Raw genomic sequence first — 22,826 nt, forward strand, 5'->3', positions numbered from 1 at the left:
AACCACAGCTGAAGGGTCAAGAATCGACACCATGTTCACGTCGCAGGCATCCCAGACCGGTAGTGCAGTTTCTCCCGCCGGGCGCCGGGCCTTCCAGCGTGTCACCGTCAGCCTTCAGGGGCGACTGATGCTCGCCAATTACGACGAGTATGTCTGCCAGGTCGTCGACATGTCGCCCGGCGACGTGCGATTCGCCTGCGCTGGCCGGCCGGCTCCGGGTGAAAAGGTCATCGCCTACATCGATCACCTCGGGCGTCTGGAAGGCAACACGATCAAGCTCACCGAAGACGGCTTCGTCATGTCGATCGTCGCCACGGGCCGCAAGCGCGAGAAGCTCGCAGCACAACTGACCTGGATCGCCAACAAGCACGAACTGGGCCTACCCGAAGATCGCCGCCACGATCGCCTGACGCCACGACAGACCCGGACCGAACTCGTCCTGGAAGATGGACGGCGCTACCCCTGCCGCCTCATGGACCTGTCGCTGTCGGGTGCCGCGATCGACATCGATATTCGCCCGCCGATCGGGACGGCAGTCCGCGTCGGCAATATGCGCGGCCGCGTTGTCCGCCACTTCGTCGAGGGCGTGGCGATCGAATTCCTGACCCTGCAGTCCCGCGAAGCCCTGACCGAGTTTCTCTGATGGACTTCCAGAGCCTCACGCTCCGGAGACATAGGCGCCGACCGCGTCTCGCATTCCCGCCACTTTCGATTACGCTAAAGAAATTCTGAACGTCGCAGCGTGCGCATGCTGCACGATCTTACGCGTGGAACGGCTTCCGATGTCACACGGCGGACGCCGCAGGTTCGCCCGGTCACCGCGATCGCCGGAGCGAAGCGATCCGAAGTCCGGCATCCAGACGCAATTTCTCTTTTCTTTTCAGTACCCTGCCACATGGCGACGGTAACTCCGGCGCGACACAGAGCCGTAAATAGATACAATTTTACGAAACTTATCATCAAATACGTCTACAGTTTTATTCTTATTCAATTCCATTTTTCGCGTAATTATACTCAAGTAATCCGCGTATTTTACTTCGCGTTTTTGCGCAGAGTAAAACCGCACCTGTCATTGTCTTCCCAACACGGGGAGACGACAAATGACCAAGAAAAGAAGTCTGAGCGTTGGAGTTCTGATAGCCCTGCTGAGCGCCGTCATCGCGCTGCCGGCTGCGGCCATGCCGTCGAACATGCATGTCGTCGGCAAGGCAAACCCGCCGATCGGGCATTACGAATTCTGCCGCAGCTACCCGGACGAATGCCGCAGCAGGACTGGCGACACCGGCCCGGCCGCGCTGTCGGAGGACACCTGGCGCGCCATGCTCGACGTCAACTACACCGTCAACACCTCCATCGAACCGCTGACAGACCAGGAGATCTACGGCGTCGAGGAACGCTGGGCCTATCCGCGTTCGGTCGGAGACTGTGAGGACTACGCGCTTCTGAAGCGCAAGCTTCTCATCGACCGCGGCTTCTCGCCCGCGGACCTGCTGATGACGGTGGTGCTGCAGCCAAACGGCGAAGGTCACGCCGTTCTCACGGTTCGCACGGACCGCGGCGACTTCATTCTCGACAACATGCGCAACAAGGTCCTGCTCTGGTCGGACACCGAATATACCTATCTGAAGCGCCAGTCGGCCGACGATCCCGGCCGATGGGTCAAGTTGCAGGATGGCCGCGCGACCGCGGTCGGCAGCGTCGGGTCGAACTGAAGCACCGATTGCAGCATCCGGTTCGGTCGTCCGTCATCCCGTCCCTTGACCGAACCGAAGGCCGGCCCCGCCCCGCGGGGCCGGCTTTTCCTTTTGGGCGCAAGCGATACCAAGAGTCGCAGCATTTACCCGACATTAACCATCAGCCGACTATTTCTTGGGCACTGTAGCATTCGCAGTGTTCGATGCACCCGCCACCAATGGCGGCGAGCGTCTCCTCCGGTTCCGCGTGACTGACCAGCATCAACGACTGCCGGCGGAAGGGACGAGAGATGAAGAAGCCGGCCGCGCCTGAACAGGTTTCCGAGCACCTGCCGCTGATTTCCAACCGGTTCGTCTATACAGCGACGGCGCTCGTCGCATTCCTGGCCCTGCTTTCCGTTGCGATCAATGTCGGCGGCCGCAGGCTCGGCGCAGAGCTGGCACTGGCCGGACACAGCGACAGCACGCAGGACTTCCTCGTGACCATCGGGCAGGATCGTCTCCGCCTCGCCGCCAACACTCTCCGGTTCGAGGCTCAGCGCCGTGACGGCCCTGCGGAACGGGCCGACCTCTACCTGTTGTGGCCAGAGATGTCGGGATATCGCAGTGAGTTGCGGGCGCGTTTCGACGACGTCACCCAATCCGGCGGGCTCATCTTCGTACAGCTGTCGCAAAGCACGATGTCGCGCGACATGTCCGGGCGTGTGGAGCCGATTTACAGCCATCTGTTCGAAGGACCGGCCGAGACGGGACGGTACGGCCTTATCCTCCACCGTCTGAAATCCGACGCCGGCTACGGAAATGAAGTCCTTCTTACGGCGCCGCGGCCGGGCGGACCCGACTTCGCCGTGCGCTGTGTGCTGCCCGCGGACGGCACCCCCGCGAGCAGCGGCGACTGCCAGCGCGACATCCATGTCGGGCGGGACCTTAGCGTCCTCTACCGCTTCTCAAGCGGGCTTCTTTCCGACTGGGAAGCGATCGACGATGCCGTGCGCAGCTACATCACCGCACGGATCGATTCAGAGGCGCACCTTCCATCGGGTTTTTCTAAAATTCCAGAGAAGTCGGCAAGAAATGATTCATTATAAACCTCTTGGTAAGGCTACCGCCGTAAGCTCCGGCGAAATGGTCGCGTTGGGGAAGCGCCGAGTTCGTCCTTGTCAGCATACGAAGAGTTTCGCGGTGAAAAATATCAAGAATTACCATGGCTTGATGTCCATTCTCTGGGCGTCGGCACGCAAGATGTTGATCGTGGTCATGGCTTTCTCTGCGCTGTCGTTTGCGGCTTCGGAGCCGGCAAGTGCAGCGCCCACCTATGCCGGCATCGTCATCGACGCGAAGACTGGCGAGGTACTCTACAGCGAGAACGCCGACAGCCTGCGCTATCCGGCGTCGCTCACAAAGATGATGACGCTCTACCTGACGTTCGAGGCGCTCGAATCGGGCAAGATCAGCCTCAACAGCCGCGTTCCGGTCTCCGCCAATGCCGCCGCGGAGCCGCCGTCCAAGCTCGGGGTCGGCGCCGGACGTTCCGTGACTGTCGAGCAGGCGATCCTTGCTCTGGTCACGCGCTCCGCCAACGATATCGCAACGGCTCTCGGTGAGTATCTCGGCGGATCGGAAACCCGCTTTGCCAAGATGATGACCGCGAAGGCGCGCAGCCTCGGCATGAGCAAGACGACCTATCGCAATGCCAATGGTCTGCCGAACACCGCGCAGATGACCACGGCGCGCGACCAGGCACGCCTCGGCATCGCGCTGCGCCAGCATTTCCCGCAGTACTACGGATATTTTTCGACCCGCAGCTTCAAGTTCGGCAAGCAGGTCATCGGCAATCACAACCGCCTGCTCGGTGCCGTTCGCGGCGTCGACGGCATCAAGACCGGCTATACCCGCGCCGCGGGTTTCAATCTGGTGACGTCGGCGCAGGCCGACGGCCGCTCGATCGTCGGGGTCGTCATGGGGTCTTCCTCCGGCGCCAAGCGTAACGAGACGATGAAGCAGCTCGTGCTTCGCTATCTTCCGAAGGCATCGCGGTCCGGCAGTGGCGATTTTGTTCTCGCCCGCAGCGAATCGACGATCGCTCCGGAAGCGCCGGTTTCTGCAGCGCCTTCGGCGGCCGCGGCCTCCGCTTCTGCGGCCGCTGTCGACCTTCCTTCGCGCGGTCCTCTTCCGGAAATTCGCTATCAGCCGGCCGGCATGCAGACTGCCTACGCGAGCACGGGCGGTGCAAGTCCTGCTCTCGAAGCGGTCACGGCCCCTGTCGCCGCGCCCGCGGCGGCAGCCCTTCCGGTCCCGGAGCCAGCACCGGCCTATATGCCGGAATCCAGCCTCAAGACGGGGCGCGTCAGCAATCAGCAGGCCTCTCTCGAGCCGGTAGCTGCGCCTGCCCCGGTGGCGGAAGAAATTGACAACACGGTTACCGCGTCCACGCCGAAAGTACCGGAGGGCTGGGTGATCCAGATCGGCGCCGCGGCCGACAAGAAACTCGCAATGGAGCTTCTGCGCAAGGCGCAGGACAAAGGCGGCAAGGTATTGCGTTCCGCCTCCCCCTTTACCGTCGCCTATGGCAGCGGTTCCGAACAGGTCCACCGCGCACGTTTCGGCGGCTTCGCCGACCAGAAGGCAGCTGTCAATGCCTGCAAGGCGCTGAAGAGCAAAGGATTTGGCTGCTGGGCTTCCCTGCAGTAAGCAGGAGGCCCGTCGGCCACCTCGAAATGTAGTGAGTACGAGGTAGCAGACATGGCATCGAACGAGAATCGCTTCGGTCTCTCTCCCCATGGAGGGGAGACGAAAAAGCCGTATCGTCCAGCGCTGCATCCGCTTCATGAGGCGGCAATGCGGATCGCCGACCTCGGGCTCGGCCGGAAAAGGTCGATGACCAAGGACTTGATTGGTCTGCTGCTCTGCCACGGCGCGCGCGCCTGGCGCTATTCGCAGCCGGAAACCAACATCCATCTGCATGTCTCAGCGCCCGGAGGCCGGGCGCCGGTGGTGCTGAGGCTCCGCTGAATCGACCAGTCAACCCCGGCCGCCAGCACGGAGAGCCGCGATGCCCCTTTATGCGCTCGGAAATCTCGTCCCGAAGACGCCGGCCGCGGATCGCTTCTGGATCGCGCCGGACGCCCATGTGATCGGCCAGGTCGAGCTCGGTCTGGATGTCGGCATCTGGTTCGGTTCGGTGCTGCGCGGCGACAACGAGCCGATTACGATCGGCGACGGCACGAATATCCAGGAAGGCGTGATGGTACATGTCGATCCGGGTTTTCCCGTGCGGATCGGCAAGGGCTGCACGATCGGCCATCACGCCATCATCCACGGCTGCACGATCGGCGACAATTCGCTGATCGGCATGGGAGCGACGGTGCTCAACGGCGCGAAGATCGGCAATAATTGCCTGATCGGCGCCAACGCGCTGGTGACGGAAGGCAAGGAATTCCCCGACAATTCGCTGATCGTCGGCTCGCCGGCGCGGATCGTCCGGACGCTGGACGAGCGGGCTGCTGCGGGTCTCAGGCTCTCGGCGGAGAACTACGTCCGCAACTGGCAGCGGTTCGAACGCGACTTGCGGCCGCTCTAGAAGGCCGGTGCGCAGCTCATCAACTGCAGTGGCGGCAGAGGCCGCGGATCTCTATCGTCGTCTTCTCGGCCTTGAATTGCTGCCCCTTTGCCCAGTCGGATAGCCGATGGTCGATTGCGTGATCGTGAAATTCGGTCACGCCGCCACAGCTGTTGCAGATCGCGAAGGCCACGGTGCCATGCCGGCAGCAGTCCTGCGCCGGGTGGGAGCAGGCGACGAAGGCGTTGATGCTCTCCAGGCGGTGAACCAGCCCGATTTCCACCAGCTTCTCGAGCGCGCGATAGACCTGCAGCGGAGCACGAAAGCCGTGGTCGCGCAGCCGGTCGAGGATCGTATAGGCCGACATCGGCCCTTCCGACTTCATGAGCGTGTCGAAGACGAGGGACTGATTGCGCGTCAGTTGCGGTGTCGTCATGATCTCCTCCGCTCAACGGGCCACGGTTTCGCCGGCCCGCAGCCTGAACGGTAGCAGGCTCACCAGGAACAGGATGGTCGCGGCAACGACGATCGACGGTCCGGACGGCGTGTCATAGGTCAATGAGCCGAACAGGCCGCCGGCGACGGCGACGGCGCCGATCAGCGAGGCGAGCACGGCCATGATCTCCGGCGTTGAGGAGAAGCGGCGTGCGGCGGCGGCCGGAATGATCAGGAGCGACGTGATCAGCATGATGCCGACGATCTTCATCGCGATGGCGATCACCAGCGCCATCAGCAGCATGAAGGCGAGCCGCGACCGCTCGGGATGCATGCCCTCCGCCTCCGCGACCTCGGGATTGACGGTCGCCGCAAGCAGCGGTCGCCAGAGCCAGGCGACGAGAGCCAGCACCGCCGCGCCGCCGCCCCAGATGATGGCGATATCGGTGGGCGTGACCGCGAGGATATCCCCGAACAGGAAGGCGATGAGATCGAAGCGCACCCAGGACATGAAGGCGACCATGACAAGGCCGACGGCAAGCGTCGCGTGGCTCAGGATGCCGAGGAGTGCGTCGGCGGAAAGCGCCTGACGCCGCTGCAACAGGAGAAGGACGAGCGAGACCGTTACGGCGACCGCGAACACGCTCGCCATCAGGCTGACGGAAAAGAGCAGCGAGAGCGCCACGCCCAGCAGGGCGGAATGCGCCATGGTGTCGCCGAAATAGGCCATTCTGCGCCAGACGACGAAACAGCCGAGTGGCCCGGTGGTCAGCGCGAGACCAATGCCGGCGATCAGCGCGCGGGTGAAGAAATCGTCAAGCATGGCGCTCACCCCTTCTCTCTTCGCCGCGTGCCGGGCCGCTGGCCGCCTCATGCTGATGGGCGCCGCCATGATCGTGGTCGTGGTCATCGTGGTGGTGATCGTGACCGGCGTGATCGTGGTGGCCGTCGCCGGGATAGCAGTGTTCCGTCACCGAACCGTCGGCATGGAGCACGCGGCCATCCGGCAGGTGGGTGTGGTCATGTTCGTGACGATAGACGGCGAGCGTACCGGCGGCCCGCGCCCCGAAGAGACGCATGTATTCCGGACTCTGGCTGACATGGGCCGGCGTGCCGCGGCAGCAGACGTGCCCGTTGAGGCAGATGACGGTGTCGGTCTCCGCCATCACGACATGCAGATCGTGCGAGACCAGCAGGATGCCGCATCCGGTGCGGTTGCGGATCGAGGTTATGAGGTCGTAGAGCGCGATCTCTCCGGCGAAATCCACCCCCTGGAGCGGTTCGTCGAGCACCAGAAGGTCAGGCTTGCGGGCGATTGCCCGCGCGAGCAGGGCGCGCTGGAACTCGCCGCCCGAGAGATGCTGGACCTCGGCACCTGCAAGGTGGGCGATGCCGACGGCATCCAGCGCTTCGAGGATATCCCGGTCGGAGAGCCGGCTCGTCAGCGTCATCAGCCGACGCACCGTGAGCGGCATCGTCCAGTCGACGGCGAGCTTCTGCGGAACGTATCCGACCGTCAGGCCGGACTCTCTCGCCGCCTGCCCCTCGTCCGGTCGCAGGACGCCAATCGCCATCTTGGCGCTGGTCGACTTTCCCGATCCATTCGGCCCGATCAGAGTGACGATCTCGCCGCGGTGTACGGAGAAGTCGACGCCTCGGACAAGCCAGCGACCGTTGCGGCGGACGCCGGCACCGGAAAGGCTGACGAGCGGCTTGCCGCCCTGTTTGGCAGAATGAAGCATGGTGACCTGACGTTTTGCTGTTGCGAACGGCTATGACACACGTTATAGCATTACGCAATTGATGTAATAACATTACATGACATTCGCAAGCTGGAGTAGCGAAATGAATCAAAACCTCATCCGCGCGGCAACGTCCGCCGCCGCGCTGCTCATCATACCCTCGCTCGCCTCAGCCGAGGTCCGGGTTGTCGCGTCGGTCAAGCCGATCCATTCGCTGGTCGCCTCGATCATGCAAGGTGCGGGAGAGCCCGCACTCATCGTCGGCGGCGCCGCTTCCCCGCATACCTACTCGTTGAAGCCATCGGACGCGCAGAAGCTCGAGGATGCCGACGTGGTCTTCTGGATCGGGCACGAATTCGAGGCCTTTCTGGACAAGCCGCTCGAAGCACTGCCCGGGGACGCCAAGGTCGTCGCCCTGAGCGACGCGCCCGGGCTCGTCGAGCTCCCATTCCGCGAGGGCGGCCCTTTCGAAGCCCATGACGACGGCGACCATGAGGACCACGCGGGCGAAGCGGGCAGCGAGACCGCACACCACGACGAACACGGGCATGGGGGCACGGACATGCATCTGTGGCTCGATCCGATGAACGCCAAGGCGATGGCCAGCCAGATCAGGGATACGCTCGTCGCGGCAGACCCAGCCAATGCCGAGATCTACCGGAAGAATACCGAGACGCTCGACAACCAGTTGGACGCGCTGGACAAGGAGATTGCCGCAGCTGTCGACCCGGTCAAGGACAAACCCTTCGTCGTCTTCCACGACGCCTACCAGTATTTCGAGAACCGCTATCATGTCCGCGTCGCCGGCTCCGTCACCGTCAGCCCCGAGACGATGCCGGGCGCCGAGCGTCTTTCGGCGATACATGCCAAGATCGGCGAACTCGGCGCGGCCTGCGTCTTCGCGGAACCGCAGTTCGAACCGAAGCTGCTGAACGTCGTCACCGAAGGCACGACCGCAAGATCCGGCGTTCTCGATCCGGAAGGCGGCGCGCTCACCGAAGGTCCTGCCCTCTATGCAGACCTCCTGCGCGCAATGGCGACGTCACTCGTCGAGTGCCTTTCCAAGTAGTCCTGAGAAACAAACGACGGCGAATGGCGGCATCCCCACCCAAGGCCTGGTGCTACCTGCCCGATCGTTCGCCACGTCGACGACGCGTGCATAGAGGCCCGCGTCGCCGCGCAAACCTGCTCAGAGAGACGAGACGACGCCCCTCCGGCGAAGGAGTTCGAGAACAATGCCTGCAGCCTCCTCGCCCGGGGCGGTCTCGGTCTTCATCCTGGCCCACACTTCGTCGAAGCCCGCAAGCATGGCCTTGCGCTCGAGGGTGTCGGAGGAAAGCCGCTCCAGCCAACGGACCAACGGACCGGGCCGGACCGCATCGTTCAGATATTCCGGGACGACCGGGTAATCGGCGATGATGTTCGGCAGGGCCGCGGACCAGACCTTGATCCGGTTTCGCAGGAGCGTGATCAACCAGTCCGCCTTGTAGGCGGAAACGACCGGTACGCTGGCAAGCGCGAGTTCCAGGATCACCGTGCCTGACGCCGCAAGCGCGACGTCGGCCGCTTCGAAGGCCCGCCATTTCTCCTCCTCGCCGAGGAGGATCTCCGGCTTCACCGCCCAGGTATTGGTGATCGCGCGGATCCGTTCTGCCTGTTTCGGGACAGCCGGCAGCAGGAAACGGCCCGGGCCATTGCGCTCAACGAACTCCCCGACGACTTCGCCGAAAATCGGCAGGAGCGTCGCGACCTCCGCCTTGCGCGATCCCGGGAGCAGAAGAACCGTCCGTTCCGCCCCTTCGGCAGGAGTGCCTCTGGCGATGCGGGCGGCGCGCGTCTTGAGGAGCTTCGGATAGGCCGTCAGCCGATGGCCGACGAAATGGGTTTCCGGGCCGCCGAGCCGCCCCATGACCTCGGGTTCGAAGGGCAGGATGGCAAGCACGCGGTCGACGTAGGCGAGCATGTCGCGGGCGCGGTATTCCTTCCAGGCCCAGACGCTCGGGCAGACATAATCCACGACCGGCAAATCGGGCAGAGCCTTGCGGACTTTCTTCGCCACGCGATGGGTAAAATCCGGGCTGTCGACGATCAAGAGCAGGTCGGGCTTTTCCGCGATGATCGCCTCGGCCGTCCACGATATGAGCTTGATGAAGCGTGGCAGCCGCGCGAGCACCTGCGTCAGCCCCATGACAGAGAGCTCCGAGAAATCGAAGAGCGATTTCAGCCCCTGCGCCTGCAGGGCCTCGCCGCCAACCCCCACCAGTTCGACCGGGCCCGGGCATCGGGCTTTGAGCGCCGCCACGAGATCGCCCCCCAGAAGATCGCCGGACACCTCGCCCGCGATGACGGCGATCTTGAGGGCCTTTGCGCTCACATCATCTCTCCCGGCAGACCAAGATCGATGCCGCAGACGAATATCCCGGCCGCGTCTGCCGCCTCCAGCACCGCCGCCCGCTCTATGACCAGCGCGCGCCCCGCCTCGACGGCAATGCCGGCAAGCCCCGCCTTTACGGCGTTCTCGACCGTCGATCGACCGATTGTCGGCAGGTCGGCCCGGATATCCTGCTGCGGTTTGCAGAGCTTCACAAGCACGCCCTTGCGGTAGCTCGATATGCGGCCCTCCGCGCGAAGGCGCGCCACACGCGCAAGCATGGCATCCGTCCCCTCGACCCCCTCAAGCGCCACGATGCGGCCGCCGACGCTCACGGCGCCCTGCCCCACATCAAGCCGTCCGAGCGCCTCGGCAGCTTCGGCGGCCCGGGCGATGTCGCGCATGTCGTCGCCGGACGGTCTTACGCTGCCGAGCGGTCCGGTTTCGGCCAGAAGATCGGGGGCGATTTCGTGGGCGCCGAGCACGTTGCAGCCCTGCGCCTCGATCAGCGCGATCACCATCTTCAAGACCGCGTCGTCGCCACCCGCAAGCAGGGTCTTGACGGCCATCGGCAGTTTCAGAAGCGAACGCAGGTTGACGTGGATGTCACGAAAGGCCGGGCGGCGCTTGACGCCGCCGGAAAGCACCACGCGGTCGATGCCCTTCGCCTTCACGAGGCGGGAAAGCCCGGCCATGTCGCCGACGCCGATCACCGCACTGTCGAAACCGTCCCAGGTCTGGTCAGATTCATTGCTGAGCCGGAAGATGAAGGGGTCTTCGCCCGCCTCGCGCGCCGCTTCGGCGACGAAGTGCGGAAGCATACCGCTGCCGGCGACGATCGCCAGCCGACCGTCATGCTCTCCGGCTGGGGCGGGCATCGCCGTCAGTTCTTTCCGCGGAAGGGCGAGGAAAGCGCCCGGTCACTCTCGGCAGCGATGAAATCCAGAATCTCGATCACCTGCGGGCAATCGAGGTATTCCTCGCGAATGGCCGAGGCGTTAGCGCGCGCGGAAGCTTCACCTTCGAAGATCTGCTTGAAGGCGCGGCGAACCCGGTGGATCACCGAGCGTTCGATGCCGGCGCGCGTCATGCCCACGACGTTCAGGCCGCCGAGCACGCCCGGGTTGCCGTTCAGCATGCCGTAGGGGATAACGTCGTAGCTGACCGCCGACAGTCCGCCGATGAATGCGTGACGTCCGATGCGGGTGAACTGATGGACGGCCGAACCGCCGCCCAGGATCGCCCGGTCCTCAACCGTCACATGGCCAGCCAGCATGACGTTGTTCGACAGGATGATGTGGTCGCCAAGCTTGCAGTCATGGGCGACGTGAGAGTTCGCGAGGAAGAGGTTGTTGTTGCCGACGATCGTCTTGCCGCCGCCACCGACGGTGCCGGCATTCATCGTCACGCCTTCGCGCATCGTGCAGTTGTCGCCGATCGAGAGCGTGGTTTCCTCGCCCTCGTGGTGCACGCTCTGCGGCTCGCCGCCGATGACCGCGCACGGAAAGATGCGCGCATTGCGGCCGATCGTCGTAAGCCCCGTCACAGAGACATGCGAAAGCAGCTCGCACCCGTCGCCAAGCGTGACCTTCGGGCCGACATGGCAGAACGGGCCGATCTTCACATTCTCGCCGATGACCGCACCGTCTTCCACAACGGCGAGCGAATGGATGACGGCGCTCGATGCGATACCGCTCATTTATCGTCCTTGCGCATGATCATGGCGCCGATATCGGCCTCCGCCGCGAGCGCGCCGTCGACCTTCGCCTCGCAATGGAACTTCCAGATGTTGCCGCGCTGCTTCTGTTTCACGACGTGGAATTCGACGCGGTCACCCGGGACGACGGGCTTGCGGAAACGGGCGTTGTCGATCGTCATGAAGTAGACGAGATTGCCGCCCTCACCCTGCTTGCGCGCGCAGATCGCACCCGCCGTCTGAGCCATGCCCTCGACCAGCAGCACGCCCGGCATGATCGGGGCATCGGGGAAATGGCCGGTGAAATGCGGCTCGTTCGCGGTCACATTCTTGATGCCGATCGCGGAATTGTCGCCGTCGATCTCGATGATCCGGTCCACGAGCAGGAACGGATAGCGATGGGGCAACAGCTTCATGATCTCGAGGATATCCGCCGAACCCAATGTCGACTTCACGTCGTCAACCATTCTTGCCCCCTTTCTCCTTCGCGCGGCTGTCCGCCTGGCCAAGCATCGCGGCCACTTCACGCAAATAATCCTTGAGCGGCCGTGCCGGCACGCCGCCGTAGCGCTCGCCGGGCGGGACGTCTGCCAGAACACCGCTCATCGCGGCGATCTGCGCCCCGTCACCGATCGTAATATGTCCATTGACCCCGCAGGCGCCGCCGAGCATCACCCCGTCGCCGATCTTCGCGCTGCCGGCAATGCCGACCTGGCTCACGATGCCGCAATGACGACCGATCCGCACGTTGTGACCGATCTGTACCAGATTGTCGATCTTCGTGCCCTCGCCGATGACCGTGTCGTCCATCGTGCCACGGTCGATCGTCGTGTTCGCGCCGATCTCGACGTGATCCTGGATGATGACCCGTCCGACCTGGACGATCTTCAGCATGCCGCGCGGACCCGGTGCATAGCCGAAGCCATCCTGCCCGATCCGGGCGCCATTATGGATGATGACGTTGTTGCCGATCAGCGCCGCGAGAATAGACGCTCCGGAGGCGATCGAACACTCGCGCCCGATACGCACGTGCTCGCCGATCACTGTGCCGGCACCGATCCGCGTTCCACTGCCGATCTCGACATGGGCGCCGATCACCGCCATCGGCTCGACCACGACGCCCGGCTCAAGCCTTGCCGTCGGATCGACGAATGCTGCCGGCGAAACGCCTTCCGCCTTTTCGGCCGTCGTCAGCGGTCGCATCGCCTTCGGGTGCAGGATCGCGCCCGCCATGGCAAAAGCGGTGTGCGGCGTCTTGGTCAGAAGGACGGGGATGTGATCGGGTACGAGAGAGCGCAACGCCTTGTCGCACAGGATCGCGGAGGCCTCGCAGGTCTGCAGTTCCTCGCGGTTCTTGCGAGAAAGGATGTAACAGATCTGCCCCCGCTTCGCCCGGTATACGGGCGAAACGGAGTGAATCAGCCGATCCGCGTGATTCTCGTCTTCGAGTTCCGCCCCGATCTGCGCAGCCAACGAAGCGAGGCTTATGCCGTCATGGGGCGGAAAAAAATACTCATGCTCCATAAGCCATAGCCCCAGAACGTATTACTGCCTGCAGTCCGGGAGCACTCAACTCAGAACTGGTTCGCCATGCTGAAGCGGAAGTTCTGAACCTTGTCGAAGTCTTCCTTGACGACCGGAACGGCATAGTCAAACCGCAGCGGACCGAAGGGCGACACCCAGACGATACCGGCACCGACGGAGGCACGCCACGACATGTCGGTTCCGACAGCACCGGCGCTGTTAGCAACGTCGTTGCCATAGAGCGTACCGGCGTCGGCGAAGACCGCCCCGCGCAGGTTGAAGTCCTGCGGAATGCCAGGCATCGGGAAGCTCGCCTCAGCCGAAGCCGTGAAGTAGGTCGTGCCGCCAAGCGCATCGCCATTGGCCATACGCGGACCGATACCGCTGCTTTCGAAGCCGCGCAGATCCTTGCCGCCGATCATGAACTGGTCGAAGACCTTGAGCGAACCGTCGGTCGAGACAACATGACCACCAGCGAGCGAGACCGAACCGATGATGTCCATCTCGTCGGACAGGCTGTGGAAGTAACGGAAGCGACCGTAGATCTTGTAGAAGTCGGAATCGCCGCCAAGGCCCGCATATTCCTGCGTGACGTTCAGGTACATGCCCTCACGCGCGATGATGCGGTCATCCAGCGTGTTGTAGACCCAGGTATTGCCGATGATCGACTGCTTCCACGGGCTACCGTCCACCAGATCCTGATAGGGAGCAGACAGAGCTGCGTAATCCGAGCCGCTCGAGCTGTAGTCGATCTCCTTGTAGGTGTACTTCAGCGTCGTCGCCAGATCTTCGGTGATCGGCGCGGTCACGCGGACGGTACCGCCCTGCTCGTCGTAATCATAGTTGTCATTGCTGCTGGTCGAGCTCTTGAAGAGATCGAAGCCGGCCGCGAGACGGTAGCCGAGGAAATACGGTTCCGTGAAGGAGAAGTTGTAGCTACGGGCATCCTCGAAGCCGCCGCCGGCCGCCAGACGGATGAACTGGCCGCGACCGAGGAAGTTCTTTTCTTCGATCGACGCTTCGAGAACGAAGCCGTCACCACCAACGGAGTAACCTGCGCCGATACCGAACGAGCCGGTCGGCTGGTCTTCAACTTCCACGACGACGACGACGCGGTCGGGAGCGCTGCCCGGCGCGGTCGAGATGTTGACCGTCGTGAAGTATCCGAGCGCCTCGAGACGACGCTTGGCCGCCGAGATGGTTTCCTGGTTGAAGGCGTCACCTTCACTGATGTCGAACTCGCGACGGATGACATAGTCACGCGTGCGTGTGTTGCCACGGATCTCGATCCGCTCGACGTAGGCGCGCTCGCCCTGGTCGACGAGATAGGTCACGCCGATCGTATTGTTTTCGAAATTGCGGTCGCCACGCGGAACGACGCGCGCAAACGGATAGCCCTCGGACGAGACGCGACGGGAAATCGCTTCCATCGACTTCTGGACATCCCGGGCGCTATAGGTGTCGCCGGTACGCGACTCGACGTAACGCTTCAGCTCTTCGCCATCGACACCCTCGACGGTCGATTCAACATTGATGTCGCCGAACTTGTAGCGCTCGCCTTCATCGACCGTCAGCGTGATCGTGTACTCGTTGCCGGCCTCGTTCAGAGACACATCCGAGGAAACGACGCGGAAGTCGGCATAGCCGTGATTGTAGTAGAACTGGCGCAGCGCCTCTTCGTCGGCGCGCAGCTTGTCCTCGTTGTAGACGTCGCGACGCGTCAGGAACGAAAGCATGTTCGAGCGCTTCGTCTGGATCACCGCAGCAAGGCGGCCGTCGCTGTAGGCCTGGTTGCCGACGAAATTGATCTGCGAAATCTTGGTGCGCTCGCCTTCATTGATCACGAAAGCAAGATTGACGCGACCCTCGCCCACTTCGGCGACCTGGGTCGTCACTTCGACATCGCTGCGGCCGATCGCGGCATAGGCTTCCTTGATGCGCTCGATATCGGCGGCGATCAGGCTTTCGCTGTAGGGGCCGAGCGGCTGCGTCTGCACGGCCGCCTGCAGCTTGTCGTCCTTGATCTTGCGGTTGCCGTTGAAGACCACCTGATTGACCAGCTTGTTTTCCACGACGGAAACCACAAGCGTTCCGCCCGAGACGGAAATCCGCACGTCGGAGAAGAATCCGGTCTCATAAAGACGCTTCACGGACTCATCGATATCCGCATTCGAGAAGCTCTTGCCCGGCCTGATGGTGATGTTGGAACGCACGGCTTCGACACCGACACGCTGGGCACCCCGGACATCGATACGCTGAATGACCGCCGCTTCGGCAACAACCGCCGATGCGAGAAAGGCGACACCTGCGCCAGATGAAACAACACCAGCAGACAAAGCGACCGCCGATACTGCGTTCAAAAACTTTGAACCAGCCTTCATGTGTATTTCCAACCTTCTTCCCAATGTCCCGCAGCCGTATGCCGACTCCGGCCCGTGAGTGGTTTTAACGGGTTTTACCCTACAAGCAAGTGTGGACGTTAATTTCTATTTACTTCGTTTGAATCCGTGACCCAATCGCCACTACGAGTTTGAATCATCGTAAACAAATCGTATCGCGCCTTTCAAGACGGCCCTCATCCGATCAGCCGGCTGATGTCGTTCCACGTCGCGAAAACCATCAGTGACAGGATCATCGCCAAACCGATCCGGAAGGCAATTTCCTGGGCCGCCGCCCCGACCGGTTTCCCGCGCAAGGCCTCAAGCGCGTAGAGCACCAGATGGCCTCCGTCAAGGACCGGAACTGGCATCAAATTCAATAGTCCAAGAGAAACGGACAATACGGCCGCGAGATTGAGGAGCGCCAGAACGCCGAGAGTGGCCATCTGGCCGGACGCCTGCACCACCCGAACCGGTCCGCCGAGCTGGTCGGCATTCATCCGCCCGGCAAACATGTTCCCGATATAGTCGACTGTTCCGGTAACGATGTGCCAGGTCTGGCGGAAGCCCTCGCCCATCGCCTGCAGCGGCGACAGCGGCTCGACGCGGAAATTGCCGCTGTCCTTGTTGGTGACGATGCCGATCTGGCCGACTTCCATCGTGTTGCCGAAGCGATCGGTCGTCACCGTCCGGCGCGGCACCATCTCGAGATCAAGGAGGCTTTCGCCCCGCTTGACGGTCACGACGACGGGGATTTCCGGCCGCATGGTGATGTAGCGGACGACATCGTCGAACGTCTCCACATGGGAACCGTCGAGCGCGATCAACAGGTCGCCAGGCTTGACGCCTGCGGCCTCGGCGGCGCTCGCCGCCTTGACCTCGGCGACCACCGGATCAGCAACCGGCTTGCCGTAGGCGCCAAAAATGGCCGCAAAGATGACGATCGCGAGCACGAAATTGGCGATCGGACCGGCGGCAACGGTAATCGCACGCTTCCACAACCGCGCACCGGCGAGCGTCTGTTCGCGCTCGGCCGGGCTCAGGTCGTCCAGCTCTCCTCCCGGACGGCTTGCCGCATCCGCATCGCCGAAGAACCGGACATAGCCACCGAGGGGGATCGCGGAAATCTTCCAGCGCGTTCCGTGCTTGTCGGTGTAACCCACAAGCTCCGGCCCGAAGCCGACGGAAAAGGCGAGAATGCGGATGCCGGACCAGCGACCCGCGAGATAGTGCCCCATCTCGTGCACGAAGACGAGCAGCGACAGGATGATCACATAGGGCAGGATATAGCCCGCCAGAAAACCGAAAAATGCCGTGATCTGATCCATTTCCGCTCCCTTTGATGGTTTGCGTCAGAGGCCGAGCAGGAAGCCGCCGAGCGAGTCTATTCCGGCGCCGGTGACGGCCGAATAGCCGACAGCAAGAAGGAAAGCCGAAAAACAGGCAAAAACAAGTCCGTCCACGCGGTCCATGACGCCGCCGTGTCCCGGAATGATCCGTCCGGAATCCTTCACGCCGAAGCGGCGCTTTATGAAGGATTCGAAGAGGTCGCCGATTTGGCTCGATACCGAGAGCGCAAAGGCAACGACCGGCACCCAAAGTGCGACACTCTGGAAATAGGCGAGCGCCACGGCGATTCCACCGGCAACACCCGCAGCCGTGCCGCCGATGGCACCGGACCACGTCTTGCCGGGCGATATCCTGGGCGCGAGCTTCGGTCCGCCGAGCGCCCGGCCGACGAAATAGGCGAGAATGTCGGTGCCCCAGACGATCGCGAAGACGAAGAGCATCGCGGTGAATCCGAGAGAATCCTCACCGCGGATCGCTGACAGCGAAATCGCGCTCAGTCCGGCATAGAAGATGCCGCCGGTCTGCCACCAGCTCCACCGCCCCGCGATTGCAGGAAGTGCCGCAGTCAGGACGAGGCCGGCAAACAGTGGAACCGTCATTTCGCCGGACGTCAGCAACAGCGTCGCAGTGATGGCCGCCATTGAAAACCAACCCCAGGCGTTGCCGCGCACACTCTTTTCCGCAAGCCGCGTAATCATCGACCACTCGTAATAGACGAGCAGGCCGATCACCGACGCGACGATGCGAAACGCCAGACCACCGATCCAGGTCGCGGCCAGCACGATCGCGGCAAGGACGATTGCCGAATAAATGCGAAGACGGAGTTCTTGGGCCATCGTTACGAGCTCACCGCCACGGGCGTGGCCGACAACCCGCCAAATCGCCGGTCGCGCGCCGCATAGCGATCGAGTGCCGAAAAGAAGATTTCACGAGTGAAATCAGGCCAGTATTCCGGCACGAACATCAGTTCCGCATAGGCCGCCTGCCAAAGCAGGAAATTGGAGAGCCGCTCCTCGCCGCTGGTGCGGATGACGAGGTCCGGATCCGGAATGCCGGCGGTATCCAGCCTGTCGTTGATCATCTGGGCATCGATCTCCGAAGGCTGCAGGCGCCCGGCCTGGACGTCCGCGGCGATGCCCGCGCAGGCTCGCGCGATCTCGTCGCGGGAGCCGTAGTTGAACGCGATGATCAAGGTCAGCGCACCATTGGCGCGCGTCGTCTCTTCCGCCTCGAGCAGGAGCAGGCGGATGTCGTCGCGCAGGTGCACGCGGTCGCCGATCACCCTAATGCGGACACCCTTGCGATGAAGTTCCGCAAGGTCGCGCTGGACGAAAGTCTTCAGAAGCCCGAACAGATCGTTGACCTCGGCTTGCGGCCGACGCCAGTTCTCCGAGGAAAAAGCGAAAAGCGTCAGATACTTGATCTCAGCATCGGCGGCTGCCTGAACGACCTCCCGAACCGCCTCGACTCCCTTGCGGTGCCCGACCGCCCGCGGCAGACCGCGCGCGTTTGCCCAGCGGCCGTTGCCATCCATGATGATCGCAACATGCTGCGGGGCAGCGCGGCTCTCGGATGTGGACATGTTCGATCCGGTTCTCCGTTCGGCAGGACGACTGGGACGCGCCCCGCGCCCTCAGACCTGCATGATTTCCTTTTCCTTCTCCGCGAGCAAGCGGTCGACCTCAGAAATAGTATCGTCGGTCATCTTTTGCACTCGGTCCGACTGCGCACGGCTCTCGTCCTGACCGATAACACCGTCCTTCTCGGCCTTTTTAAGGCCGTCCATGCCGTCGCGACGCACGTGGCGAACGGCGACCTTCGCCTTCTCGGCGTAATCGTGGGCAATCTTGACCAGCGACTTGCGGCGTTCTTCGTTCAGTTCCGGCAGCGGAATGCGCAGGTTCTGGCCGTCGATGATCGGATTGAGGCCGAGATTCGACTCGCGGATCGCCCGGTCGACGGCACCGACCATCGACTTGTCCCAGACGGATACGCCGAGCATACGCGGTTCCGGGACGGTGATGTTGGCCACCTGGTTGAGCGGCACCCGCGAGCCATAGGCTTCCACCTGGACCGGATCAAGCAGGTTGGACGAAGCGCGGCCGGTGCGCAGCGACGCGATATCGTGCTTGAACGCGTTGATTGCGCCTTCCATGCGGCGCTTCAGATCGTTGAGATCAACCTCTGCAGTCATGATGATACTCCTGTAGTCGATATGGCCGTCGGCCTGGAGAAAGAATGTCCCGGCGTTTTCAGGTATCGGAGACCACCGTCTTCCTGCCGCCACCGGCGAGGATGTCACGGAATCCGCTCTTTTCGTGGATCGAGAAGACGATGATCGGGATGTGGTTCTCGCGTGCGAGCGCGACGGCGGCGACGTCCATCACCGCAAGGCCCTTCTGCAGAACCTCATCATGGGTGAGCTTTTCGAAGCGGGTGGCCGTCGGGTCCTTCTTCGGATCGGCCGAATAGATCCCGTCCACCTGGGTTCCCTTGAAGATTGCCTCTGCACCCATCTCGGCAGCACGGAGCGCGGCGGCCGAATCGGTCGTGAAAAAGGGATTACCAGTGCCGCCAGCAAAGATGACCACCCGGCCGAGCGAAAGATGGTAGAGCGTCGCACGCTGCGAGAAGCTCTCACAGATTTCGGGCATGGCGATGGCCGAAAGCACCACCGTGTCGATGTCGAGCTTGCGGAGCGAGGTTGCGAGCGCCAGGGCGTTGATGACGGTCGCGAGCATGCCCATGTGGTCGCCGGTCACCCGGTCGCCGCCCTTGGAGGCCACCGCCACACCACGGAAGATGTTTCCACCTCCGACCACGACGCCAACCTCCACGCCCATGGCCCGCGCTTCGGCGATATCGGAGGCAATACGGTCCGCCACCGCCACATCGATACCGAAACCCTGGCTACCCATCAGGGCTTCGCCGGAGGCCTTCAGAAGAACGCGTTTATAGAGAGGTGCGGAAGACATGATCGCTCCTTGAATAACTAGATGCCGGATACACGAAGGGCATCGCGTTGTCACGCGATGCCCATGTTTTTCCCAATGAAGGACGAAAGGGCCGATCAGCCCTTGGCAGCGGCTGCGACTTCGGCGGCGAAGTCGGTGGCTTCCTTCTCGACGCCTTCGCCGAGCAGCAGGCGAGCCATGCCGGTAACTTCGATCGGAGCGCCGACTTCCTTCTCTGCTTCCTTGATCGCAGCGCCGACCGTCAGGTCGGGATTGATGACGAAGGCCTGCGACAGCAGAGCGACTTCCTCGAAGAACTTGCGCATGCGGCCTTCGACCATCTTCTCGATGATGGCGTCCGGCTTGCCCGAAGCGCGCGACTGCTCGATAAAGACGTTGCGTTCGCGTTCGGCGACAGCCGCGTCGACTTCTTCGGCGCGGATGGCGAGCGGGTTGGTGGCGGCAATGTGCATGGCGACCTGGCGGCCGATGGCGTTCAGCGCGTCCTTGTTGCCGGTCGACTTCAGCGCGACCAATACGCCGAGCTTGCCGAGACCGTCGGCGACGGCGTTGTGGATGTAGGTGGCGACGACGCCGTCTTCGACGGAAAGCAGGGTCGCGCGACGCAGCGTCATGTTTTCGCCGATCGTGGCGATCGCGTCCTTCAGGCTTTCAGCGACGGACTTGCCGGTTGCCGGGTAGCTGGCGGCGGCAATCGCATCAACCGAACCGTCGGTCGAAAGAGCGACGCCGGCAATGCCGCGAACGAGGTCCTGGAAGGCATCGTTACGAGCAACGAAGTCGGTCTCGGAGTTCAATTCGACGACGACGGCCTTGGTGCCGGCGCCGGCAATGCCGATGAGACCTTCCGCTGCGGTGCGGCCGGACTTCTTGTCAGCCTTCGCGATGCCCTTGGCGCGCAGCCAGTCGATGGCCGCTTCCATGTCGCCGTTGGTCTCGGCGAGCGCCTTCTTGCAATCCATCATGCCTGCGCCGGTCTTTTCGCGCAGTTCCTTCACCATTGCAGCAGTGATCTCGGTCATTGTTTGCCTCTTGTCGGTTCAAGCGGTGCGCCCGCCCCCGAAAACGACGGAAGGCGCCCTGTTTGGGGCACGAACTGTACCCGGAAGTATGACAACGTGATGAAGCAGCGCCATCACGATAATAAACTCTGGTGACTATCGCGGCGGCGAGTTCGAAACGTCCGCACCGCAAAGGAACAGGCCGCCACCAGCATTGCTGAGAGCGGCCCCGTCCCGTATCAGGAAAACGCGGCGAAGACCGAAAAGGCTCCGCCGCTCGCCATCGTCAGGCGCCGGCTTCGTCTTCGAGCGCCGGCTCGATCGGGGCTTCGGCAGAGGCGCCGATGTCACGACCGGAGGCACCCTGCTGACGTGCGATGCCGTCGATCGCCGCACGAGCGATCAGGTCGCAGTAGAGAGCAATGGCGCGCGAGGCGTCGTCGTTGCCGGGAATCGCGTAGTCGATCTGGTCCGGATCGCAGTTCGAGTCGATGATGGCGACGACCGGGATACCCAGGCGCTTGGCTTCATCGATTGCGATCTTTTCCTTGTTGGTGTCGATGATGAACATCAGGTCCGGGGTGCCGCCCATATCGCGGATACCGCCGAGAGCCTTGTTCAGCTTTTCGCGTTCGCGCTCGAGGTTGAGGCGTTCCTTCTTCGAATAGCCCTGGGCTTCCGAAGCGAGGATCTCATCGAGCTTGCGCAGGCGGGCGATCGAGTTCGAAATGGTCTTCCAGTTGGTCAGCATGCCGCCGAGCCAGCGGGAGTTGACGTAGTACTGGGCCGAACGCTTGGCGCTGTCGGCGATCAGGTCGGAAGCCTGACGCTTGGTACCGACGAACAGCACGCGACCGCCGCGGGCGACGGTGTCGGAAACGACCTGCAGGGCGCGCGAAAGCATCGGCACGGTCTGCGCGAGGTCGATAATGTGGATGTTGTTACGATCGCCGAAGATGTACGGCTTCATCTTCGGGTTCCAGCGGTGGGTCTGGTGGCCGAAGTGAACACCAGCTTCCAGAAGCTGGCGCATGCTGAAATCAGGCAATGCCATGCCTTTTTCTCCTTTTCCGGTTGAACCTCCGCAAGGCGAACAGCACCCTCTTCGAGAATGCCACCGGCGGAAACGTCCGGATTTCTCCCGGACAATCCCATGCCTTACGTGTGGAATGCCGCTCGCCATATAGCGAGTTCGTCAGGAAATCAAGGCTTTTGTCGGTAAAGATTGTTTCGGCGAACCGGTGTTGGCAGGACTACTTGCAGCCGCGGTCCTCGAGCATCTCCAGTTTCGAGAGATGACCGCTGAGGATGAAGTCGCCGTAATCGAGGGTAAGGTCGCGGGTGACGCCGTTGTCGTAGAGCTTGAAGGACTGGGTGTAGACCGGCAACTGGTCTCCAGCCGTCTTGTCGTCGTAGTAGGCGATCGAGACCGGCCAGTATTTCGCCGCCGCCATTGCGCCGGCCCTTCCGGCATCGGGCTCGTCCTTGCCCGGTTCGGTCGCGTGGCCGACGATCGTGGTCGTCAGATAGCTGCGGTCGCCGTCCTCCGAGCCGTCGAAGATGCGCGCCTCGAAAAAGGTCTCGCCTTTCCTCGCCCTGTCGATGACTTCCAGCATGTGTTCGGCGGGGAACCGGCTGTCCGCCAGTTCCAACGCACGCTTCGCCGGACCGTCGATCTCGATCTTGACCCGGCCGTTCTCGTCCGCAGCCCTGCCCTTCACGTCCTTGTCGAGCTGGTCGTCTGTGAAGGACTTCGTTTCGAAACGGAACCTGCCCTTGGCGATATCCTCGAATGTCCGGCTCTGCTGGTCGGTTACGCGCACCTGCTCGCCAGTGTCGATGCGGGTCACGAAGCGGAAATTGGTGGTGTAGCCCTTACATTCCGAGCCAACGAATTCGTAGACCATTCGGCCGCGCATCGCCTCGATGCCGGCCCGTTCGGAGGCTTCCTTCAGCTCGACGTCGTAGATGGCCCTGTGCGGCGCCAGACGGCCGGCGGCAGCTTCCGCCCCGCTCGCCATCCAGCCGACGGCACCCAGCGTGGCCAGAGCGGCAACCGCATAGCTCGAGCGAAACATTCAAAACCTCCTGTTGGACTGGC

24 protein-coding genes are annotated in these 22,826 nt (G+C 62.8%); 7 read left to right on the top strand and 17 right to left on the bottom strand.

Going from position 1 to position 22,826, the window contains the following annotated elements; translation table 11 throughout:
• The first annotated feature begins 31 nt into the window (after positions 1-31).
• From ACM6UT_RS13595 to ACM6UT_RS13620, 6 genes are all read left to right on the top strand, one after another.
• Entirely contained in the window at positions 32-643 is a 612-nt protein-coding gene (locus tag ACM6UT_RS13595) for a PilZ domain-containing protein (protein ID WP_416797881.1), read from the top strand.
• Between the two features lie 457 nt (positions 644-1,100).
• Positions 1,101-1,712: a transglutaminase-like cysteine peptidase gene (locus tag ACM6UT_RS13600; RefSeq protein ID WP_416797882.1), complete on the top strand. Its 612-nt coding sequence runs from the start codon at positions 1,101-1,103 to the stop codon at positions 1,710-1,712.
• Positions 1,713-1,984: 272 nt separating this feature from the next.
• Positions 1,985-2,782 carry a hypothetical protein gene (locus tag ACM6UT_RS13605; RefSeq protein WP_416797883.1) on the top strand — a complete coding sequence of 266 codons (798 nt, stop codon included), beginning with the start codon at positions 1,985-1,987 and terminating at the stop codon, positions 2,780-2,782.
• A 154-nt stretch (positions 2,783-2,936) separates the two neighbouring features.
• Complete coding sequence (locus tag ACM6UT_RS13610) at positions 2,937-4,385, top strand: SPOR domain-containing protein (protein WP_416797935.1); 1,449 nt, start codon at positions 2,937-2,939, stop codon at positions 4,383-4,385.
• A 51-nt stretch (positions 4,386-4,436) separates the two neighbouring features.
• Positions 4,437-4,706 carry a hypothetical protein gene (locus tag ACM6UT_RS13615; protein WP_416797884.1) on the top strand — a complete coding sequence of 90 codons (270 nt, stop codon included), beginning with the start codon at positions 4,437-4,439 and terminating at the stop codon, positions 4,704-4,706.
• 40 nt (positions 4,707-4,746) lie between these two features.
• Positions 4,747-5,274: a gamma carbonic anhydrase family protein gene (locus ACM6UT_RS13620; RefSeq protein WP_416797885.1), complete on the top strand. Its 528-nt coding sequence runs from the start codon at positions 4,747-4,749 to the stop codon at positions 5,272-5,274.
• Positions 5,275-5,293: 19 nt separating this feature from the next.
• Here the strand turns inward: ACM6UT_RS13620 and ACM6UT_RS13625 are convergent, their stop codons facing one another.
• Genes ACM6UT_RS13625 through ACM6UT_RS13635 form a run of 3 tightly spaced genes read right to left on the bottom strand, consistent with a single transcriptional unit; the run spans position 5,294 to position 7,430 of the window.
• Positions 5,294-5,689: a Fur family transcriptional regulator gene (locus ACM6UT_RS13625; RefSeq protein WP_416797886.1), complete on the bottom strand. Its 396-nt coding sequence runs from the start codon at positions 5,687-5,689 to the stop codon at positions 5,294-5,296.
• 12 nt (positions 5,690-5,701) lie between these two features.
• Positions 5,702-6,511, bottom strand: coding sequence for a zinc ABC transporter permease subunit ZnuB (gene znuB / locus ACM6UT_RS13630; RefSeq protein WP_416797936.1), 810 nt, complete (start codon positions 6,509-6,511; stop codon positions 5,702-5,704).
• Positions 6,504-7,430 (bottom strand): ATP-binding cassette domain-containing protein, encoded by a 927-nt coding sequence (locus ACM6UT_RS13635; RefSeq protein ID WP_416797887.1) that lies wholly within the window; start codon positions 7,428-7,430, stop codon positions 6,504-6,506. Before ACM6UT_RS13635 ends, znuB begins: the two co-directional genes overlap by 8 nt.
• Before the next feature lie 103 nt (positions 7,431-7,533).
• Here ACM6UT_RS13635 and znuA point away from each other — a divergent pair, with 103 nt between their 5' ends.
• Entirely contained in the window at positions 7,534-8,499 is a 966-nt protein-coding gene (znuA, locus tag ACM6UT_RS13640; RefSeq protein ID WP_416797888.1) for a zinc ABC transporter substrate-binding protein ZnuA, read from the top strand.
• 120 nt (positions 8,500-8,619) lie between these two features.
• On the opposite strand, the gene lpxB is transcribed toward znuA, so the two are convergent.
• The 14 genes from lpxB to ACM6UT_RS13710 form a co-directional block, all read right to left on the bottom strand.
• Positions 8,620-9,804, bottom strand: coding sequence for a lipid-A-disaccharide synthase (lpxB, locus tag ACM6UT_RS13645; protein WP_416797889.1), 1,185 nt, complete (start codon positions 9,802-9,804; stop codon positions 8,620-8,622).
• Entirely contained in the window at positions 9,801-10,679 is an 879-nt protein-coding gene (locus tag ACM6UT_RS13650; protein WP_416797890.1) for an LpxI family protein, read from the bottom strand. Before ACM6UT_RS13650 ends, lpxB begins: the two co-directional genes overlap by 4 nt.
• Positions 10,680-10,684: 5 nt before the next feature.
• Positions 10,685-11,500: an acyl-ACP--UDP-N-acetylglucosamine O-acyltransferase gene (lpxA, locus tag ACM6UT_RS13655; RefSeq protein ID WP_416797891.1), complete on the bottom strand. Its 816-nt coding sequence runs from the start codon at positions 11,498-11,500 to the stop codon at positions 10,685-10,687.
• Positions 11,497-11,964, bottom strand: a complete 468-nt coding sequence (gene fabZ / locus ACM6UT_RS13660; RefSeq protein WP_416797892.1) for a 3-hydroxyacyl-ACP dehydratase FabZ — start codon at positions 11,962-11,964, stop codon at positions 11,497-11,499. The genes lpxA and fabZ overlap by 4 nt, the downstream gene beginning before the upstream one ends.
• Positions 11,957-13,021: a UDP-3-O-(3-hydroxymyristoyl)glucosamine N-acyltransferase gene (gene lpxD, locus ACM6UT_RS13665; RefSeq protein WP_416797893.1), complete on the bottom strand. Its 1,065-nt coding sequence runs from the start codon at positions 13,019-13,021 to the stop codon at positions 11,957-11,959. Before lpxD ends, fabZ begins: the two co-directional genes overlap by 8 nt.
• 50 nt (positions 13,022-13,071) lie before the next feature.
• On the bottom strand, positions 13,072-15,402 hold the full coding sequence (gene bamA / locus ACM6UT_RS13670) for an outer membrane protein assembly factor BamA (protein ID WP_416797894.1): 2,331 nt from the start codon (positions 15,400-15,402) through the stop codon (positions 13,072-13,074).
• A 194-nt stretch (positions 15,403-15,596) separates the two neighbouring features.
• Positions 15,597-16,727 carry an RIP metalloprotease RseP gene (gene rseP / locus ACM6UT_RS13675; RefSeq protein WP_416797895.1) on the bottom strand — a complete coding sequence of 377 codons (1,131 nt, stop codon included), beginning with the start codon at positions 16,725-16,727 and terminating at the stop codon, positions 15,597-15,599.
• 24 nt (positions 16,728-16,751) lie between these two features.
• Complete coding sequence (locus ACM6UT_RS13680; protein ID WP_416797896.1) at positions 16,752-17,585, bottom strand: phosphatidate cytidylyltransferase; 834 nt, start codon at positions 17,583-17,585, stop codon at positions 16,752-16,754.
• A gap of 2 nt (positions 17,586-17,587) precedes the next feature.
• Positions 17,588-18,331, bottom strand: coding sequence for an isoprenyl transferase (locus ACM6UT_RS13685; protein WP_416797897.1), 744 nt, complete (start codon positions 18,329-18,331; stop codon positions 17,588-17,590).
• Positions 18,332-18,382: 51 nt separating this feature from the next.
• Positions 18,383-18,943 carry a ribosome recycling factor gene (gene frr / locus ACM6UT_RS13690; RefSeq protein WP_129331000.1) on the bottom strand — a complete coding sequence of 187 codons (561 nt, stop codon included), beginning with the start codon at positions 18,941-18,943 and terminating at the stop codon, positions 18,383-18,385.
• Between the two features lie 58 nt (positions 18,944-19,001).
• A complete protein-coding gene (gene pyrH, locus ACM6UT_RS13695) occupies positions 19,002-19,724 on the bottom strand; it encodes a UMP kinase (protein ID WP_416797898.1) in 723 nt (240 codons plus the stop codon).
• A 95-nt stretch (positions 19,725-19,819) separates the two neighbouring features.
• Positions 19,820-20,746 (bottom strand): translation elongation factor Ts, encoded by a 927-nt coding sequence (gene tsf / locus ACM6UT_RS13700; RefSeq protein WP_416797899.1) that lies wholly within the window; start codon positions 20,744-20,746, stop codon positions 19,820-19,822.
• A 265-nt stretch (positions 20,747-21,011) separates the two neighbouring features.
• Positions 21,012-21,779 carry a 30S ribosomal protein S2 gene (gene rpsB / locus ACM6UT_RS13705; protein ID WP_112689767.1) on the bottom strand — a complete coding sequence of 256 codons (768 nt, stop codon included), beginning with the start codon at positions 21,777-21,779 and terminating at the stop codon, positions 21,012-21,014.
• Positions 21,780-21,978: 199 nt separating this feature from the next.
• Positions 21,979-22,803: a cell envelope integrity EipB family protein gene (locus ACM6UT_RS13710; RefSeq protein ID WP_416797900.1), complete on the bottom strand. Its 825-nt coding sequence runs from the start codon at positions 22,801-22,803 to the stop codon at positions 21,979-21,981.
• Positions 22,804-22,826 lie beyond the last annotated feature (23 nt).

Source organism: Ciceribacter azotifigens, assembly GCF_048159625.1.
GTDB lineage: Bacteria > Pseudomonadota > Alphaproteobacteria > Rhizobiales > Rhizobiaceae > Allorhizobium > Allorhizobium azotifigens.

Bases quoted from the DNA above. Each gene is read 5' to 3' on its own strand.
- ACM6UT_RS13595 (WP_416797881.1), top strand. From the start codon at position 32: ATGTTCACGTCGCAGGCATCCCAGACCGGTAGTGCAGTTTCTCCCGCC.
- ACM6UT_RS13600 (WP_416797882.1), top strand. From the start codon at position 1,101: ATGACCAAGAAAAGAAGTCTGAGCGTTGGAGTTCTGATAGCCCTGCTG.
- ACM6UT_RS13605 (WP_416797883.1), top strand. From the start codon at position 1,985: ATGAAGAAGCCGGCCGCGCCTGAACAGGTTTCCGAGCACCTGCCGCTG.
- ACM6UT_RS13610 (WP_416797935.1), top strand. From the start codon at position 2,937: ATGTTGATCGTGGTCATGGCTTTCTCTGCGCTGTCGTTTGCGGCTTCG.
- ACM6UT_RS13615 (WP_416797884.1), top strand. From the start codon at position 4,437: ATGGCATCGAACGAGAATCGCTTCGGTCTCTCTCCCCATGGAGGGGAG.
- ACM6UT_RS13620 (WP_416797885.1), top strand. From the start codon at position 4,747: ATGCCCCTTTATGCGCTCGGAAATCTCGTCCCGAAGACGCCGGCCGCG.
- ACM6UT_RS13625 (WP_416797886.1), bottom strand. From the start codon at position 5,689: ATGACGACACCGCAACTGACGCGCAATCAGTCCCTCGTCTTCGACACG.
- znuB (WP_416797936.1), bottom strand. From the start codon at position 6,511: ATGCTTGACGATTTCTTCACCCGCGCGCTGATCGCCGGCATTGGTCTC.
- ACM6UT_RS13635 (WP_416797887.1), bottom strand. From the start codon at position 7,430: ATGCTTCATTCTGCCAAACAGGGCGGCAAGCCGCTCGTCAGCCTTTCC.
- znuA (WP_416797888.1), top strand. From the start codon at position 7,534: ATGAATCAAAACCTCATCCGCGCGGCAACGTCCGCCGCCGCGCTGCTC.
- ACM6UT_RS13650 (WP_416797890.1), bottom strand. From the start codon at position 10,679: ATGCCCGCCCCAGCCGGAGAGCATGACGGTCGGCTGGCGATCGTCGCC.
- lpxA (WP_416797891.1), bottom strand. From the start codon at position 11,500: ATGAGCGGTATCGCATCGAGCGCCGTCATCCATTCGCTCGCCGTTGTG.
- fabZ (WP_416797892.1), bottom strand. From the start codon at position 11,964: ATGGTTGACGACGTGAAGTCGACATTGGGTTCGGCGGATATCCTCGAG.
- lpxD (WP_416797893.1), bottom strand. From the start codon at position 13,021: ATGGAGCATGAGTATTTTTTTCCGCCCCATGACGGCATAAGCCTCGCT.
- bamA (WP_416797894.1), bottom strand. From the start codon at position 15,402: ATGAAGGCTGGTTCAAAGTTTTTGAACGCAGTATCGGCGGTCGCTTTG.
- rseP (WP_416797895.1), bottom strand. From the start codon at position 16,727: ATGGATCAGATCACGGCATTTTTCGGTTTTCTGGCGGGCTATATCCTG.
- ACM6UT_RS13680 (WP_416797896.1), bottom strand. From the start codon at position 17,585: ATGGCCCAAGAACTCCGTCTTCGCATTTATTCGGCAATCGTCCTTGCC.
- ACM6UT_RS13685 (WP_416797897.1), bottom strand. From the start codon at position 18,331: ATGTCCACATCCGAGAGCCGCGCTGCCCCGCAGCATGTTGCGATCATC.
- frr (WP_129331000.1), bottom strand. From the start codon at position 18,943: ATGACTGCAGAGGTTGATCTCAACGATCTGAAGCGCCGCATGGAAGGC.
- pyrH (WP_416797898.1), bottom strand. From the start codon at position 19,724: ATGTCTTCCGCACCTCTCTATAAACGCGTTCTTCTGAAGGCCTCCGGC.
- tsf (WP_416797899.1), bottom strand. From the start codon at position 20,746: ATGACCGAGATCACTGCTGCAATGGTGAAGGAACTGCGCGAAAAGACC.
- rpsB (WP_112689767.1), bottom strand. From the start codon at position 21,779: ATGGCATTGCCTGATTTCAGCATGCGCCAGCTTCTGGAAGCTGGTGTT.
- ACM6UT_RS13710 (WP_416797900.1), bottom strand. From the start codon at position 22,803: ATGTTTCGCTCGAGCTATGCGGTTGCCGCTCTGGCCACGCTGGGTGCC.